This window comes from Brevibacterium sp. BRM-1 (assembly GCF_026802075.1).
GTDB lineage: Bacteria > Actinomycetota > Actinomycetes > Actinomycetales > Brevibacteriaceae > Brevibacterium > Brevibacterium rongguiense.
The window spans coordinates 92,357-108,873 of record NZ_CP113788.1; the positions used below are offsets into that span (position 1 = coordinate 92,357).

Consider the following 16,517-nt stretch of genomic DNA (forward strand, 5'->3'; position numbering starts at 1 on the left):
TCAGTCCTCTTCTCTTGCCGGGGCCGTGGGGGAATCTGCCGTGGGGGAATCGTCTGCGCCGGTGTCTGCGGCGCCGCCATCGGCGGTGCGTGCGTGGGCGGCGCTCGCACGTGAGGCGCCGGCATGAGCGGTGTCTGCATCCGCAGCGTCGCCGGTGACGGCGACCCGGAACGCACCGTGCGCGACGGTGACCTGCAGCGGCTGGCCGGCCGAGACCTCGGCGGCGGCGCGGATCGCCGCGCCGGCCTCGTCCTGGACGACCGCGTAGCCGCGCTCGAGCGTCTTGAGCGGCGAGAGCGCCCGGACCTGGGCGCGCAGGTGCTCGATCGCGGAGGCCTCTTGGGCCAGCCCCGTGGTCTGGGCGCGCAGGGCGCGCTCCCGCAGCGCCGCGACCTCCGCCTCGCGGCCGGTGATCATGGACAGCGGCTCGGCGAGGACGGGCCGGCTGCGCAGCGCGGCGAGCTCCGCCGCCTCGCGGGCCAGCAGCCGGTCGAGCGCTCCGTCGAGCTGCGCGCGGGCCTGGAGGATGCCCAGCTGCTCCTCGGCCACATCGGGCACGACGCGCTTGGCCGCGTCCGTGGGGGTGGAGGCGCGCAGGTCCGCGACGTCGTCGAGCAGCGGGCGGTCGGCCTCGTGGCCGATCGCGGAGACGACCGGGGTCTGCGCGGCGGCCACGGCGCGGATGAGCGCCTCGTTGGAGAACGGCAGGAGGTCCTCGAGGCTGCCGCCGCCGCGGGCGATGATGATGACGTCCACGCCCGCGTCCGCGTCGAGCTCGGCCAGCGCGCCCATGACCTGGCCCACGGCGCCGTTGCCCTGGACGGCGACCTCGCGGATCTCGAAGTCGACGGCGGGCCAGCGCAGCCGGGCGTTGCGCACGACGTCCTTCTCCGCGTCCGAATCGCGGCCGGTGATGAGCCCGATGCGGCTTGGCAGGAAGGGCAGGGCCCGTTTGGCGGCGGGGTCGAAGAGGCCCTCGGCTCCCAGCTGCGCGCGCAGGCGCTCGAGGCGGGCGAGCAGCTCGCCCAGGCCCACGGCGCGGATGTCGTTGGCGCGCATCGACAGCCGCCCGGCCTTCGTCCAGAAGTCGGCCTTGACGTTGACGACGACGTGGGCGCCGGGCTCGGGGACCGCGGGCATCCGGTCGAGGACGTTGGCGAAGACCTGGACGGGCAGCGACATCTCCTCGTTGAGGTCGCGCAGCGTGAGGTAGGAGACCTTGCCGCGCCGGTTGAACTCGATGACCTGGCCCTCGATCCACACGGCGGACATGCGGTCGATGTAGCGCTTGATGTTGGCGCTCAGCAGCGCCAGGGGCCAGGGCTGCTCGGGGGAGGTCTCACCGGCCGTGGCCGGCAGCGCCTCCGGGGGCGCCGCGCCCAGGGTGCCGGGGGTGCCGGAGATGCGCTGGGCCACCGCTCACCGCCTGTTCATTGCGTGGGAATCCTGCGTGTGGGGGCAGTCTAGCGTGCGGTCCGGACACGGCCTTCCTAGACTGCACGGGTGACCTCCGTGACCGTTCCCGTGCCCGCGCTGCCGCGCCGGCGCGCGGCGCCCGCCGAGATCCGCCCGCCCCGCGGGGGCGCCAAGCGGGTCCTGCTGGCCGCGCCGCGCGGCTACTGCGCCGGGGTCGACCGGGCGGTCATCGCGGTGGAGCGGGCGCTCGAGCTCTACGGGGCGCCCGTCTACGTGCGCAAGCAGATCGTGCACAACCGGCACGTCGTGGAGACGCTGAGCGAGCGCGGGGCCGTCTTCGTCGACGAGACCGCTGAGGTGCCCGCCGGCGGCCGCGTCGTCTTCTCCGCCCACGGGGTGGCGCCGGCCGTGCACGCCGAGGCCGCCGAGCGCGAGCTCACGACGATCGACGCCACCTGCCCGCTCGTCACCAAGGTCCACCGGGAGGCCGTCCGGTTCGCCCGCGACGGCTACCGCATCCTGCTCGTGGGCCACGCCGGCCACGAGGAGGTCGAGGGCACGATGGGTGAGGCGCCCGGCGCCATCACACTCGTCCAGACCCCGGAGGAGGCGCGGGCCGTCGAGGTGCCCGGCGAGGAGCCGCTCGTGTGGATCTCGCAGACGACTCTGAGCGTCGACGAGACGATGGCGACCGTGGAGATCCTGCGCGAGCGCTTCCCGCAGCTGTCCGATCCGCCCAGCGACGACATCTGCTACGCCACGCAGAACCGTCAGGTCGCGATCAAGAAGATCGCGCCGGGGGCCGACCTCGTGCTCGTCGTGGGCTCGGCGAACTCCTCGAACTCCGTGCGCCTCGTCGAGGTGGCGCTCGAGCAGGGGGCGGCGGCGGCCTACCGAGTGGACTTCGCCCGCGAGATCGACGAGGCCTGGTTCCACGGGGTCGCGACCGTGGGCGTGAGCTCCGGGGCGTCGGTGCCCGAGGCGCTCGTCGAGGAGGTGCTCGCGCTGCTGGCCGACTACGGCTACGCAGACGTCGAAGAGGTCCGCACGGCCGAGGAAGACCTCATGTTCTCCCTGCCCCGCGAGCTGCGCAAGGACCTCAAGGCGCGCGGCCAGGAGTCCTCGAACAAGAAGGGCGGCGCCGACCGCGCCCACGAGCTGCGCTGAGGGGCACCGCCCCGCGCCGCCGCCCGGTCGGCTCCGAGCGCGCCGCCCTGGTGGCCGTCACTACGGACCGCCATTGTTGACCGCCGCGAAAAAGTGACCCCCGCAACGGCATGTGAGTTGTATTACCCAACGGTCGGGCGTAGCGTGGCGCTCGCTTCGACGGTCGAACGGCTGCGATTCTGCCCCCTGCAGAGCCTCCCGTGCCCGTCGGGGCGATCCTGTCGCCGACTCGAGGAGAGACCATGTCGGATGCCGAAGTGGCTCCGCAGAAGCAGAAGGGCTTCGAGGACCAGCCCGCCCTCAAGCGCAACCTGGGGATGATCTCCCTGACGTTCATGGGCGTGGGCTCGATCATCGGCTCCGGCTGGCTGTTCGGCGCCTACAACGCCTCGATGATCGCGGGGCCCGCCGCCCTGTTCTCGTGGCTCATCGGCGGCGTCATGATCCTCGCGATCGGCCTGTGCTTCGCCGAGCTCGGCCCCATGTTCCCGGTCAGCGGCGGCGTGGTGCGCTACCCGCACCTCACGTGGGGCTCGCTCGCCTCGTTCGCGCTGGGCTTCGTCATGTGGATCGCCGCCGCGGCCACCCCCGCCATCGAGGTGGAGGCGGTGCTGACGTACGCGACGAAGTTCGCGCCATTCACCGAGGCTGTCACGTCGGCCTCCGGCACCACCGCGCACGTCCTGACCCCCATGGGCATCGGCGTGGGCATCGTGCTCATGGCCGTCTTCACCGCCCTGAACTTCTTCGGCGTCAAGCTCTTCGCCCGTATCAACGACGGGCTCGTGTGGTGGAAGCTCGCGATGATCGTCCTCGTCGTGGTCGTCTTCCTCTTCTGCGCGCTCACCACCACGAAGATGGGCACGCCGGCGAACTTCACCTCCCACGGGTTCGCGCCCAAGGGCTTCGCCGCGGTCCTCACGGCCGTCGCCACCGCCGGCATCGTCTTCGCGTACACCGGCTTCCGCCAGCCCATCGAGCTGGCCGGCGAGTCGAAGAACCCCAAGCGCAACATCCCGCTGGCCATCATCCTGTCGATCGCGATCTGCGCCCTCATCTACGCGGGGCTGCAGGTGGCGTTCACGATCGGCGTGCCCACGGACCTGCTCAACGAGGCCGGCTCCTGGGCGGGTCTGAAGTTCGAGGACGACTTCGGCCCGCTGGCCGCGCTGTCCACCCTGGCGGGACTGAGCTTCCTCGCGGTGCTCCTCTACATCGACGCGATCATCTCGCCGGCCGACACGGGCCTCATCTTCACCGGCGTGGCTGCGCGCATCTCCTACGCGCTCTCGCGCAACGGCAACGCCCCGCGCGTGCTGGGCACCGTGAGCAAGCACGGCGTGCCGGCCGCCAGCCTCGTGTTCACGTTCGTGATCGGCTGCGTGCTGCTCATGCCGTTCCCGTCGTGGCAGGAAATGGTGGGCTTCATCACCTCCGGCTCCGTCATCTCGTTCGCCGCCGGCCCGCTCGTGCTCGCCGCGCTGCGCCGCCGGATGCCCAACCACGGCCGCCCGTTCCGCCTGCCCGGCGGTGACGCGCTGCCGCTCATCGCGTTCTTCTTCGCGAACATGATCGTCTACTGGGCGGGCTGGGAGACGAACTCGAAGCTCTTCATCGCGATCGTCGTGGGCTTCGCGCTGCTGGGCCTGACCTACTTGTTCGGCCGCGGGGCCGACCACATGTCCGCGCTGCACGCCAAGCACGGCATCTGGGCCGTCGTGTGGCTCGCGGGCCTGGCGGCGATCAGCTTCTTCATGGACGCCGAGCGCAATGCCGGCGCCGATCCGGAGGCCACGCCGCTCGTGTTCTGGCTGGCCATGCCGGTCACCGCCGTGTTCAGCGTGGTGATCTTCTACTGGGCGCAGGCGACCATGCTGCCCCAGGAGGAGGTCGAGGAGCGCGTCGCGGCCTTCGAGCACGAGGCGGCCTCGGCCAAGGAGGAGTAAGGACGGGCACTCCCGTGACCGGGCGCGGCGGCACGCCGTAGCGCCCCGCCACCGCCGGAGCGCTCAGCGCCCGGCGGGGGACTCCGCGCTCACTCCGCCCTCAGCTCGGCGGCCGCGGCACGGCGCACCTGCGCCTGTGCCGCGGCCGCCGGTGCGATCTCCTCCGTGCTGATGCCGGTGGCGGGGAACTTCCGGGCGCAGACGAGGAAGCGCGATTCGAAGGATCCGATGAACGCGTTGTAGTCGCCCACCGCGCGCTCGAGGCTGCCGCCCAGGCGCCCGAGCCGCTCGCCCAGCAGGCCCGCGCGCTCGTAGAGCTCGCGGCCCAGGCGCAGCACCTCCTGGGCCGATTCCCCGATCGCCGCCTGCCGCCAGTTGAGGGCGGCCGTCTTGAGCAGCACGAGCAGCGTCGAGGGCGAGGTGAGCACGACGTTCTTCGCCATCGCCTGGTCGATGAGCTGCGGGTACGCCGCCGCGGCTTCGCTGAGCAGGCCGTCGGTGGGCAGGAAGCACACGACGAACTCCGGGGCCGGATCGAAGGCCCGCCAGTAGGCGCGCGCGGCCAGCGCATCGACGTGGCGCAGCAGCGCGCGGGCGTGGTCCTCCTCCTTGCCGCCGTCCAGGCGCGCGCTCAGCGGGGCCTTCGCGTCCACGACGAGCGTGGACCCGCCGGGCAGGTGGACGATGAGGTCGGGCCGCAGGGCCGTGCCGTCGCGGTCGGTGCGGGAGACCTGCTCGTCGAAGTCCACGTGGGGCAGCATGCCGGCGTGCTCGACGATGCGGCGCAGCTGCACCTCGCCCCACTGGCCCCTCCGAGCGGTGGAGTGCAGGGCGCTCGACAGGCGCCCGGTGGACTCCTGGAGCGTGCGGTTCTGCTCCCTCAGCCCGCTGATCTGCTCGCTCAGGCGGGCGAGCTGGTCGATGCGCTCGCGCTCGTGGCGCCCGACCTCGGACTGCAGCGTGCGCACGCCGTTCGACAGCGGCCCCACCGCCGCGGTCAGCTCGGTGGCCAGCGCGGCATCGGCCTCGAGCGCCGCGTTGCGCTCGGTCAGCAGCCCGCGCGCCGTCTGCGCCTCGGCGAGCCGCGCGGCCGTGCGGGCCCGCACGGCCATCGCGCCCAGGAGCGCGCCCACGGCGAGGCCGAGGAGGAGGAAGACGACGGCGGTGACGATGAGCGAGGTTTCCATGCCGCCAGTGTGGCCCGGGGCACGGACACGGGCGCTCCGACGGCCGCTCCGACCGGGGCGCGCGGGGTGCCCCGGGTGCGCGTCCGGGTCCGTGACCAGCAACTTCACCCCCAGGGCTCGGCCGCGAGGCCAGCGTTGCCTTTGCACGCGCCGGAGGCCGTAGGATAGCGTCGCCTGCACGCGTTTTGCGTAGGAAACTGTAACCGAAATCGTAGAGAAGGGTCCGGTGGTCCGACCGTGGCGCGCACCTCGCGGCGCATCAGCAGCCGCCCGATCGTCCTGCGCGCCGTGGAGGTGATCGACGCCTTCGACGTCAGCCCCCACATGCGCCGCGTGCGCCTGGGCGGCCCGCAGCTGGGCGCCTTCGCCTCGAACGGCTTCGCCATGCCGCCGTTCGAAAGCGCCGGCTTCGACGACCACGTCAAGCTCGTCTTCCCCGGCCCCGACGGCAGTCTGCCCCACGCGGGAGAGCAGCAGGAGTACACCTTCGACTGGGAGCGCTCCGTCCTCGTGGCCTCGCGCGACTACACGGTGCGCAGCGTCGCACCGGACGGGCTGAGCTTCGACGTCGACTTCGTCCGCCACCCCGGGGGCCTGGCCGCCGAGTGGGCCGAGGCCGCGCGCCCCGGCGATCCCATCGCGTTCGCCGGCCCCAAGACGTGCGCCGCCATCGACACGGACGCCGCCTTCCACCTCCTCATCGGCGATGAGACGGCGCTGCCGGCCATGGCGCGCTGGCTCGAGGAGGCGCCCCCGGGTGCCCGCGGCCAGCTCATCATCGAGGTTCCGGAGGCCGCGGACCGGCAGGAGCTCGCCGAGCTCCCGGGTGTCGCCGTCACGTGGCTGGAGCGCAGGACGGCAGAGGCCGGCCACAGCCCGCTCCTGCTCGGGGCCGTCACCGCCCTGCCTGCGCTGCCGGAGTCGACCTTCGCCTGGTGCGCCGGAGAGGCGCTCACGATCGCGCCCATCCGCCGCCACCTGCGCAACGAGCGCGGGCTGGCGCGCGAACACGTCCAGGTGGACGGCTACTGGCGCAGGCCTGCCCCGCCGCGCACCGCCTCGGCCGCGGCCGACGCCGATGCCCAGCCCGCACCCGCGGCCGCTGGCGCGCCGGCGGCCGCCCGGGCGCCCGGCGCTGAGGACCGCACCGCCGTGCTGTTCCAGGCCCACGAGATGACCGAGCTGCTGGCCCCCATCGTCACCCGCGCCGCGGTCACGCTGGGCATCGGCGCGCTCGTCGAGGCCGGGCACACCACCCCGACCGCGCTGGCCGCGGCTGTGGGCGCGGACGAGGCGCGCCTGCGCCCGCTCGTGGCCGCCATGCTGGCGCTGGGCCTGCTGACCGGCACGCCCGAGCGCTTTGCCAATACCGAACTCGGCGGCATCTTCGCCGCCGACGGGGCCGCGGACGGCCTCGACCTGCGCGACCCGGTCAGCCGCTCCGCCTACGCGCTCACCGACCTCGTCGACGTCATCGGCGGGGCCGCGCCCGGCAGGTTCGCCCTCGATCCGAGCGAGCCCGCCGCGCAGGCACCGCTCGAGCACGCCGCCGAGGCGCTGCTCGAATACCTCGCCGACCCGCTGGCCGCCGCGCAGCCGCTGGCCGGCGCGGGCTCCATCGTGCTCGCCGGGCGCGGGCTGGGCGTGCTCGAGGCGGCGCTTGCCGCGCGCCCGCAGCCGCCCCAGCTCATGCGCGCCCCCGGCGCGGGCGCCTGGCCGCAGGCCGACTGCGCCGTGCTCGTGGGCGCCCTCGAGGGCCTGCCCGACGCCGCGGCACTCGACCTGCTGCGCGCTGCCCGGGCCAGTGCTTCCGTGCTCGTGCTCCTCGACTCCACCGCCCACGGCGCCGCCGCCGACGACCACGCCGCCGAGCGGGCCCTCATCAGCCTGGCCAACACCGGGCGGCCGCTGCGCGAGCGCGCCGAGCTGCGCGAGCTGCTTTCCGCCGCCGGCTACGGCAGCGCCGAGGTCCTCGACGTGGGCTGGGGCTTCGGCAGCTACGACACCGTCATGCGGGCCGATGCCTGAGCCCGCCCGCACCGCCGCGCCCGGAGCGCCCGGCGCGGTGGCGAACAGCCACGCGACCGTGGGGGACACCCCACCGCCTGCCTCCGCAGGCGCGGGCGATGCCCGGACCGCCGCCGCGGCGCTCGAGGCCCACACCGCAGTGCCGCGCAGGATCTGGCCGGGCGTCGCCGCCCTCGCCGCGGGCCTGGTCGTGCTGTGCTGCGCGAGCCTCATCGTGGGCGCCCAGCCGCTGAGCGCCGGCGAGGTGCTGGCCGTCTTCCAGGGCCGCGGCGGCTCCGAGGCCACCGCGCTCGTGTGGGAGTACCGCCTCCCGCGCACCATCGTCGCGATCGTCGTGGGCGCAGCGCTCGGCACCGCCGGGGCGCTCATCCAGGCCTTCACCCGCAATCCGCTGGCCGACCCCGGCATCATCGGCATCAACGCCGGCTCCGCGCTCGCCGTCACCCTGTGCGTGGCCTTCGCCGGGATGGGCGCCACCGGCGTGCTCGTGTGGCCGGCGTTCGGCGGGGCGCTGCTGGCCACACTGGCCGTCATGCTCGTGGCCGGCAGCGGCCGCGCGGCGGCCAACCCCCTGCGCATCACGCTGGCCGGCGTCGCCCTGGCCGCCGTCCTCTCCGGGATCGGCGAGGCGATCCGCCTGACGAACGCGGCGACGTTCGACCGGATGCGCCAGTGGGCCGCGGGCTCAGCCGCCGGCCGCGATCTGGGCGACCTCGCCCAGGTGGCCCCGGCGCTGCTCGTGGGGATCGCCATCGCGCTGCTCCTCGCCCGCGCGCTCAACGCCATGGCCCTCGGCGACGACCTCGCCGCGGCCGTGGGCGTCAACGTGCGCCTCGTGCGCCTGGCCACCGTGGGCGCGGTCGCGCTGCTCGTGGGCGGTGCCGTGGCGGTCTGCGGGCCCATCGGCTTCATCGGGCTCATGGTGCCCCACGCCTGCCGGCTCATCGTCGGCAACGACCAGCGCCGCGTCATCCCGCTCTCCCTGCTCGCGGCGCCCGTCATCATGCTCGGCTCCGACGTCCTCTCCCGGGTCATCCTGCCCGGGCGCGAGGTGCCCGTGGGCGTCGTCACCGCGTTCGTGGGCGCCCCCGTGCTCATCGCGCTCGTGACCCGCAGGAAGGTGTTCGCGCTGTGAGCGCCCCCACCGCCCGGCCCGTCGCGCCCACCCCTGCCGCGCAGGCCTCAGAGCGCGGGCGCCCGCGCACCCTGACACTGCGCGGGCCGATCTCCGGCCGGATCCGCGTGCGCACTCTGGTCGTGTGCGCGGCCCTGGCGCTGGCGATCCTCGCCGCCGCGTTCCTCGCCCTCATGATCGGGGAGAAGACGTTCGCCCCGGGCCGTGTGCTCTCCGCGCTGAGCGGGCACGGCTCGCGCCTCGAGTCGCTCTTCATCGTCCAGTGGCGCCTGCCCCGAGTGGTCGGGGCGATCGTCTTCGGGGCCATGCTCGGGGTCTCCGGGGCGATCTTCCAGACGATCACCCGCAACCCGCTGGGCAGCCCGGACATCATCGGCTTCTCCGCCGGCGCCTACACCGGCGGGCTGCTCGTCATCCTCTTCGTCTCCAGCGGCTACTACGCCGTGGCCGGCGGCGCGGTGGCCGGCGGCCTCGCGGTCGCCGCGATCATCTTCGCGCTCGCCCGCGGCGGCAGCCTGCAGGGCTTCCGCCTCATCGTCGTGGGCATCGGCGTCACCGCCATGCTCGCGAGCATCGACACGTGGTTCCGGCTCACCTCCGATGTCGACATCGCACTCGTCGCAGCGACCTGGGGCGTGGGCTCGCTCAACGGCCTCGACGTCGAGTTCTCCGGCCCGGCGATGGTGACCGGCGCGGTGTTCCTGCTCGTGGCGGGCCTGCTCTCGCGCAGGCTGGCCCAGCTGGACCTCGGCGATGACCAGGCCACCGCCTCGGGCTCGGATCCCGGGGCCACCCGCGTGCTCGGCATCGTCGTGGGCGTCGTGCTCGTGGCCATCGCGACCTCGGCCACCGGGCCGATTGCGTTCGTGGCGCTGGCCGCCCCGCAGATCGGCCGGCGCCTGGCCGGGGCCGTTGGGGCGCCCATGCTACCGGCGGGCCTCGTGGGCGCGCTCATCCTGCTGCTCGCGGACATGCTCGCCCAGCACGCGATCCCGGGCATCCAGCTGCCCGCCGGCGTCGTCACCGTCGCGGTGGGCGGCGTCTACCTGCTCAGCGTCATCATCACGGAGAACAAGAGGGGGACCCTGTGACGGCCCAGGACACGGCGGCGCAAAGGCCCGCGGCGGAGCCCGGCGCGGCGCCGGCCATCCTCGGGCAGGACCTCACCCTGGCCTACGACCGGCGCGCGATCGTCGAGGGCCTGAGCGTCGAAGTGCCCGCCGGCTCCTTCACCGTCGTCATCGGGCCCAACGCGTGCGGCAAGTCCACGCTGCTGCGCGCCATGTCGAAGCTGCTGGCCCCGCAGACGGGCACCGTGCTGCTCGACGGGACGGACATCGCCACGCTCAGGGCCAAGGAGGTCGCCAAGCGGCTGGGCCTGCTGTCCCAGTCCGCGCTCGTGCCCGCCGGGATCACGGTCATGGACCTCGTGGGCCGCGGGCGGTACGCCCACCAGTCGCTGCTCTCGCGCTGGTCGAAGGCCGACGAGGACGCGGTCGGCCACGCGCTCGCGGCCACCGGGATGGCGGAGCTGGCCGACCGGCTCGTCGACGAGCTCTCCGGTGGCCAGCGCCAGCGCGCGTGGGTCGCGATGGCCCTGGCCCAGCAGTCGCCCATCCTCCTGCTCGACGAGCCCACGACGTTCCTCGACATCCGCCACCAGCTGGGCCTCATGGACCTCTTCGCGGGCCTCAACGCCGAGGGCCGCACGCTCGTGGCCGTGGTCCACGACATCAACCACGCCGTGCAGTACGCGACGAACCTCGTCGTCATGGCCGACGGGCAGATCGTCGCGCAGGGCCCGCCCGCCCAGGTGGTCACCCCCGAGCTCCTGCGCGAGGTCTTCGGCATCACCGCGGCCATCGTCGAGGACCCCGTCAACGGCGGGCCCCTCGTCGTCCCGGCCCACGGCGGCCACGGCCGGCGCACCGGCGCCGGCGAGCCCGGCCCGGCCCGCGCCTCGGCGGCGGAGGGCGTCCCCGTCAGCCCGCAGGAGCACCCGGGCCCCCATAGCCTCACCACTGACCAGTAGAAGAAGATAGAGAGAGGACACTCCGATATGACGCTGAGCAGGAACAAGGTGCTCGCACCGCTTGCCGCGCTGCTGATCGCGGCCCTGGCGCTGCTGGCCGGCTGCGGTTCGAGCGGCTCCGAGGACAAGGGCGGCGAATCGTCGGCCGCGACGCGGACCGTCAAGGACGCCGCGGGCAACGAGGTGCAGGTGCCCGAGGACCCGCAGAAGGTCGTCTCGCTGCACTACGCCGCGACCCAGTCCGTCTACGATCTGGGCGTCAACCTCGTGGGCCAGGGCATCTTCGAAGAGGGCGCCATGACCAAGGAGATCCAGGACAAGATCGGCGACGTGCCCGTCGTCACGACCCAGGACGAGGTCCAGGTCGAGAAGGTCGCCCAGCTCGAGCCCGACCTCATCCTCGCGCCGAACACCACGTCCGATGACGTGCTCAAGCAGCTGCGCGAGATCGGCCCCGTGTACGTGTGGACCCTGCGCGGCGACGACCGCGCCAACTGGGAGCAGCGCGTCGAGGAGGTCGCGGACGCGACGAACAAGACGGACAAGTACAAGGAGCTCAAGGACCAGTTCTCCAAGCGCCAGCAGGACATGGCCAGCCAGTACAAGGACGTCATCTCCGGCAAGTCCGTGGGCGTCGTCGATGCCTTCGAGGACAACAACTTCTACGCCTGGGGCGAGAAGAACATGACCGGCACGCTCCTCACCCCGCTGGGCTTCACCTGGTCGAAGGATGAGAACGCCGCGGTCAAGGACGAGAAGGAGCCGGAGAAGGACGTCTCGAACGAGAAGATCGGCTCCGTCCTGGGCGATGCCGACGTGATCTTCCACGGCTCGACCGAGCAGGGCAAGACGACCGCTCCGGTCGAGGCGCTCATGAAGACCTCGCTGTACAAGAACCTCAAGGCGGTCAAGGCCGGCAACAACTTCCCGATCGGCAAGACGACGATCGCCGGGTTCTCCGATGCGAACTACTCGCTCGACCAGATCGAGGCGGGCCTGAAGAAGATGAAGTAAGCGCTCACGCGCTCGGCCGGCCGCATCTGTGCGGCCCGGCTGGCGGGCGGCTCCCACTCCGTTTCGGAGGGGAGCCGCCCGCTTTTTTGCCGGATTGCTGTGGCGCCGGTGTGCCGTGGTGCTGTAGTGCGGAGGAGCTGTGTGGCCGAGGTGCTGTATTGCTGCGGTGCTGGTGGCCTGTGCTCGCGGCCGGTCAGCGGCCCGCGTCCGCCTTCGCCTGCTTGGCGGCGGCCTTGGCCGCCTGCTTGTTCGCCCGCACCCGGTCCATGGTCGCTGCGTCGCGGACATCGGCGATGGAGTTGAGCGAGTCGTCCGGGCCGTAGCCGCCGGCGGCCTCGCGCCAGCCGTCTGCCCGCAGCCCGAACTGCTTGCCGAGCAGGGCCAGGAAGATCTGCGCCTTCTGCTTGCCGAAGCCGGGCAGCGCCTGGAGGCGGCGCAGGATCTGCGGCCCCGTGGGTTCCGTGCCGTCCGCGTTCGGGGCCGTCCACACGTTCTCCGCCCGGCCGTCGTAGTCGTCCACGAGGGTCTGGGCGAGGGCTTGGACGCGCGTCGCCATGGAGCCGGGGAACCGGTGGACGGCCGGGGTCTCCCTGAAGGCCGCGAGGAAGTCCTCCGGGTCCGTGCCGGCCACGGAGGCGGGGGTGAGGCCGCCGAGGCGGGTGTCGGAGTTTGGCCGGGCCCGCGAACGCGGTCTCCATGGAGAGATCTGCTGGTCGAGCAGCATGCCCACCATGAGAGCGAAGGGATTGCGGGCCAGCAGCTCGTCGGCCTGCGGGTCCGTCGAGAGGTAGAGGTGAGTCGTCATGGCTCGATTGTGCCGGATTGCCGGTGGGGGTGGGGAGTGAGGCGGGTGCTGGTGAGTGCGGTGCGGAGCGTGCGGCAGGACACCGCCTCGGAATAATTGAACTCTCAACCAGGTTGTGCGCGGCATGAAGGCATTCGGATTCTTGAGCTTCGGCCACTACGGTCACGGGCGCGGCCCCGGCGACCCCACCGCCGGCCAGTCGCTGCACGAGGCGGTCGACCTGGCGCAGGCGACGGATGAGATGGGCGTCAACGGCGCCTACTTCCGCGTCCACCACTTCGCCCGGCAGTCCGCCTCGCCCATGCCGCTGCTGGCCGCGATCGCGGCGCGCACGCAGCGCATCGAGGTGGGCACGGGCGTCATCGACATGCGCTACGAAAACCCGCTCTACCTGGCTGAGGAGGCGGCGCAGCTCGACCTGCTGGCCGATCAGCGGGTGGCGCTCGGTGTGAGCCGCGGCAGCCCGGAGCCGGCGCTGCGCGGCTGGGAGGCATTCGGCTACACGGGTTCGCAGGACCCTCGCGGGGCGGACCTCGCGCGCGCGAAGTTCGACGAGTTCATGGCGGCGATCCGCGGTGAGGGCATGGCGCAGGCAGACCCGGCACAGTTCGGCCGCCCGGGCCTGCTGCGGGTCGAACCGCAGTCCGAGGGCCTCGATCGCCGCATCTGGTGGGGCGCAGGCACGCGCGAGACCGCCGAATGGGCCGCAGCCCAGGGCGTCAACCTCATGAGCTCGACGCTGCTGACGGAGGCCACCGGGGATGCGTTCGCCGACCTCCAGCGCGAGCAGATCGACCGCTACCGCGCGGCGTGGAAGGCCGCGGGCCACGACTGGGCACCGCGCGTGTCCGTCAGCCGCAGCGTCTTCCCCATCCTCACGGACGAGGACCGGCTCATGTACGGCATGCAGGGCGAGGACGACCAGGTGGGCATCATCGACGGCTTCCGCTCGACCTTCGGCAAGACGTATGCGGGGGAGCCGGACCGGCTCATAAAGGAACTGCGCGCCGATGCCGCCGTCGAGGCCGCGGACACGCTGTTCCTGACCATCCCGTCGCAGCTGGGTGCGGACTTCAACGCCCGCCTGCTGCAGGGATTCGCGGAGCACGTCGCCCCGGCACTCGGGTGGAAGCCGAACACGGAGGGGCCCGTCCAGGGCGATCCGGTGGGCTGACCGGTGGGGCCGGCCACCGTGCTGGGCCGCTCGTCACGTGCCACTGCGCCCGCGCTAGGCTGAACCAGCCGCGCGGGCGCACCCGTCGCCAGCAGCCGATGACCGGGGGAGACATGGCCTATCACGCAGACTCAACGGAGCTTACGCACAAGGAGATCCTGACCTGGGACGACTTCGGCCGCTCGGCGCGCGAGCTCGCGCAGGCGATCGCCGATGACCCCTTCGAGCCGGAGATCGTCATCGCGATCGCCCGCGGCGGCCTGCTGCCGGCCGGCGCGCTGTCCTACGCGCTGGGCCTCAAGCTCGCCGATGCCATCAACGTCGAGTTCTACACCGACGTGCACGAGACACTGCCCGACCCCGTCCTGCTCGAGCCCATGCTCGACGCCGAGGCAATCAAGGGCAAGCGCCTCCTCGTCGTCGACGACGTGGCCGACTCGGGGCGCACCCTCGCGCTCGTGCTCGAGCTGCTCGCCAACCTGGGCGCCGATCCGCGCTCGGCGGTCATCTACGCGAAGTCGGCCTCCGTCGTGGACCCGGACTTCGTATGGAAGCGCACGGATGAGTGGATCGTCTTCCCCTGGTCGGCCGATCCACCGGTGGAGAAGACGCAGGGCTGACCTTCCGCCGCCCCAGCGGCCGTGCCGCGCTTGTCTTAGCCGGCCGCGCTGGCGGCAGCGAGGTCCTCGAAGAGCGCGCTGTTGCACTCGAACGCGGTGCTGGCCTCGGCCAGCAGGTCTGCGCGCTGCTCGGCCGTCAGTGGCAGGGAGTCGAGCACTGAGCGGTAGCGGTCCTTGTACGGCTTGAGCTTGCCCAGGTGGGAGAAGTCGTAGAACGCGCGCCCCTCGTCGATCCCGTAGTGGCGCTGCGCCAGCGTCGCGATGATCTGGCCGCCGGACAGGTCGCCCAGGTAACGCGTGTAGTGGTGGGCCGCGAGCTGCGGTGCATCGAGGCCGCGCAGTCGCTCGATGTAGGCGCGGGTGGCGGGCAGCGGCGAGGGATCGGCCGCGCCGCCGGTCAGCGCGGCCCAGTCGGCCTCGAGAGCCGCCGTGCGCTCCAGTGCGGGGTCGGCCAGCGGCGCGAGCGCCGGATCCGTCCGGTGGGCGCCCACCGCCGCCTCGAGCTCGCGGTAGATGAGGAGCAGCTGGCCGGTCAGCGTCGTGTAGGCCGCGCGGTCCAGGTGCCCGCCCATGAGCTGGGACATGAAGCTGGAGTTCTCCGTCTCGTCGTGCGCCTGGGCGGTGGCCGTTTTGATCGCGGTGCTGAGCGGCGCCTCTGCGTCGTCGGGCCGGGCCTCGGTGTGCTCTGCGGTCATCATGGGCCCATCCTCGCGCGCGGGCGGCGCGCGCGGATCAACCAAAGGGTTGATTTCGCCGTTTGGTCGTCTCAGTAGTTCACCTGGGCGGGTGCCCACCGCGCCCGAGGCGCGCCGGCCGGCGTGCGCACGCGGCCCGGCCCGTGCCTCGGCGGCGGTGGCGGGGCGCCCGGGTTCGTGCAGGGCCCGCGCACTCACTAGACTGGCGGCGTGGCTTTGACTATCGGAATCGTCGGACTGCCCAACGTCGGCAAGTCCACCATGTTCAACGCTCTGACGAAGAACCAGGTGCTCGCAGCGAACTACCCGTTCGCCACGATCGAGCCCAATGTGGGCGTCGTCGAGCTGCCGGATGCGCGCCTAGGCAGGCTCGCGGAGATCTACTCGTCGGAGAAGATCATCCCGGCGGCGGTGAGCTTCGTCGACATCGCGGGGATTGTGCGCGGTGCGAGCGAGGGGGAGGGGCTGGGCAACCAGTTCCTCGCCAACATCCGCGAGGCCGACGCGATCTGCCAGGTGATCCGCGGGTTCGCCGACGGCGATGTCGTCCACGTGGACGGCAAGGTCAGCCCGGCTGACGACATCGACACGATCAACACCGAGCTCATTCTCGCGGATCTGCAGACGCTGGAGAAGGCGATGCCGCGGGTGGAGAAGGAAGTCAAGCAGAAGCGCACGGAGCCCGCGGTGCTCGAGGCGATGCAGAGGGCCGTCGAGGTGCTCGAGGCCGGCACGACGCTCTACCAGGCGATGCAGCGCGACGGCTTCGACGCCGAGCCGCTGCGCGAGCTGCAGCTCATGACGACGAAGCCTTTCCTCTACGTCTTCAACGTCGATGATGACGTGCTGGGCGACGAGGCGAAGAAGGACGAGCTGCGCGCCCTCGTGACGCCCGTCGAGGCGATCTTCCTGGACGCGAAGTTCGAGTCCGAGCTGGCGGAGCTCGACGATGAGTCGGCCGCCGAGATGCTGGAGCTCTCCGAGCAGGACGAGGCGGGCCTCGACCAGCTCGCCCGCGTGGGCTTCGCGACGCTGGGGCTGCAGACGTACCTGACGGCCGGCCCCAAGGAATCCCGCGCGTGGACTATCCCGCAGGGCGCGACCGCCCCGCAGGCGGCTGGCGTCATCCACACGGACTTCGAGAAGGGCTTCATCAAGGCCGAGATCGTCTCGTTCTCCGATCTGGACGAATTCGGTACGATGGCCGAGGCCCGTGCACACGGCAAGGTGCGCATGGAGGGCAAGGACTACGTCATGCGGGATGGGGACGTGGTGGAATTTCGTTTCGCCGTATAACC

The 16,517-nt window shown here is 72.3% G+C and carries 14 protein-coding genes; 10 read left to right on the forward strand and 4 right to left on the reverse strand.

The window, feature by feature from the left end; genetic code table 11:
• A complete protein-coding gene (xseA, locus tag BRM1_RS00395; RefSeq protein WP_160953086.1) occupies positions 1–1,416 on the reverse strand; it encodes an exodeoxyribonuclease VII large subunit in 1,416 nt (471 codons plus the stop codon).
• Positions 1,417–1,524: 108 nt separating this feature from the next.
• On the opposite strand from xseA, the gene BRM1_RS00400 reads away from it, so the two are divergent.
• Both BRM1_RS00400 and BRM1_RS00405 read left to right on the forward strand, forming a co-directional pair.
• Positions 1,525–2,583: a 4-hydroxy-3-methylbut-2-enyl diphosphate reductase gene (locus BRM1_RS00400; protein WP_268529883.1), complete on the forward strand. Its 1,059-nt coding sequence runs from the start codon at positions 1,525–1,527 to the stop codon at positions 2,581–2,583.
• Between the two features lie 242 nt (positions 2,584–2,825).
• On the forward strand, positions 2,826–4,529 hold the full coding sequence (locus tag BRM1_RS00405) for an APC family permease (RefSeq protein WP_268526982.1): 1,704 nt from the start codon (positions 2,826–2,828) through the stop codon (positions 4,527–4,529).
• A gap of 89 nt (positions 4,530–4,618) precedes the next feature.
• Here BRM1_RS00405 and BRM1_RS00410 read toward each other — a convergent pair whose 3' ends face one another.
• Positions 4,619–5,716, reverse strand: a complete 1,098-nt coding sequence (locus tag BRM1_RS00410; protein WP_268526984.1) for a DNA recombination protein RmuC — start codon at positions 5,714–5,716, stop codon at positions 4,619–4,621.
• A gap of 237 nt (positions 5,717–5,953) precedes the next feature.
• Between BRM1_RS00410 and BRM1_RS00415 the strand changes: the two genes are divergently transcribed.
• Genes BRM1_RS00415 through BRM1_RS00435 form a run of 5 tightly spaced genes read left to right on the forward strand, consistent with a single transcriptional unit; the run spans position 5,954 to position 11,925 of the window.
• A complete protein-coding gene (locus BRM1_RS00415; RefSeq protein WP_268526988.1) occupies positions 5,954–7,744 on the forward strand; it encodes a siderophore-interacting protein in 1,791 nt (596 codons plus the stop codon).
• Positions 7,737–8,879, forward strand: coding sequence for a FecCD family ABC transporter permease (locus BRM1_RS00420; RefSeq protein ID WP_268526991.1), 1,143 nt, complete (start codon positions 7,737–7,739; stop codon positions 8,877–8,879). The genes BRM1_RS00415 and BRM1_RS00420 overlap by 8 nt, the downstream gene beginning before the upstream one ends.
• Positions 8,876–9,970, forward strand: coding sequence for a FecCD family ABC transporter permease (locus BRM1_RS00425; protein ID WP_160953090.1), 1,095 nt, complete (start codon positions 8,876–8,878; stop codon positions 9,968–9,970). Before BRM1_RS00420 ends, BRM1_RS00425 begins: the two co-directional genes overlap by 4 nt.
• On the forward strand, positions 9,967–10,911 hold the full coding sequence (locus BRM1_RS00430; RefSeq protein ID WP_268526996.1) for an ABC transporter ATP-binding protein: 945 nt from the start codon (positions 9,967–9,969) through the stop codon (positions 10,909–10,911). Before BRM1_RS00425 ends, BRM1_RS00430 begins: the two co-directional genes overlap by 4 nt.
• A gap of 27 nt (positions 10,912–10,938) precedes the next feature.
• On the forward strand, positions 10,939–11,925 hold the full coding sequence (locus BRM1_RS00435; protein ID WP_268526998.1) for an ABC transporter substrate-binding protein: 987 nt from the start codon (positions 10,939–10,941) through the stop codon (positions 11,923–11,925).
• A 193-nt stretch (positions 11,926–12,118) separates the two neighbouring features.
• Here the strand turns inward: BRM1_RS00435 and BRM1_RS00440 are convergent, their stop codons facing one another.
• Positions 12,119–12,730, reverse strand: coding sequence for an HhH-GPD-type base excision DNA repair protein (locus BRM1_RS00440; protein ID WP_268527000.1), 612 nt, complete (start codon positions 12,728–12,730; stop codon positions 12,119–12,121).
• A gap of 124 nt (positions 12,731–12,854) precedes the next feature.
• Between BRM1_RS00440 and BRM1_RS00445 the strand changes: the two genes are divergently transcribed.
• A complete protein-coding gene (locus tag BRM1_RS00445; RefSeq protein ID WP_268527003.1) occupies positions 12,855–13,904 on the forward strand; it encodes an LLM class flavin-dependent oxidoreductase in 1,050 nt (349 codons plus the stop codon).
• 113 nt (positions 13,905–14,017) lie between these two features.
• Positions 14,018–14,524 carry a phosphoribosyltransferase gene (locus BRM1_RS00450; protein ID WP_268527004.1) on the forward strand — a complete coding sequence of 169 codons (507 nt, stop codon included), beginning with the start codon at positions 14,018–14,020 and terminating at the stop codon, positions 14,522–14,524.
• Between the two features lie 35 nt (positions 14,525–14,559).
• Here the strand turns inward: BRM1_RS00450 and BRM1_RS00455 are convergent, their stop codons facing one another.
• Complete coding sequence (locus BRM1_RS00455) at positions 14,560–15,222, reverse strand: biliverdin-producing heme oxygenase (protein WP_268527006.1); 663 nt, start codon at positions 15,220–15,222, stop codon at positions 14,560–14,562.
• A gap of 207 nt (positions 15,223–15,429) precedes the next feature.
• Between BRM1_RS00455 and ychF the strand changes: the two genes are divergently transcribed.
• Entirely contained in the window at positions 15,430–16,515 is a 1,086-nt protein-coding gene (ychF, locus tag BRM1_RS00460) for a redox-regulated ATPase YchF (RefSeq protein WP_268527008.1), read from the forward strand.
• The last annotated feature ends 2 nt before the right edge of the window (positions 16,516–16,517 follow it).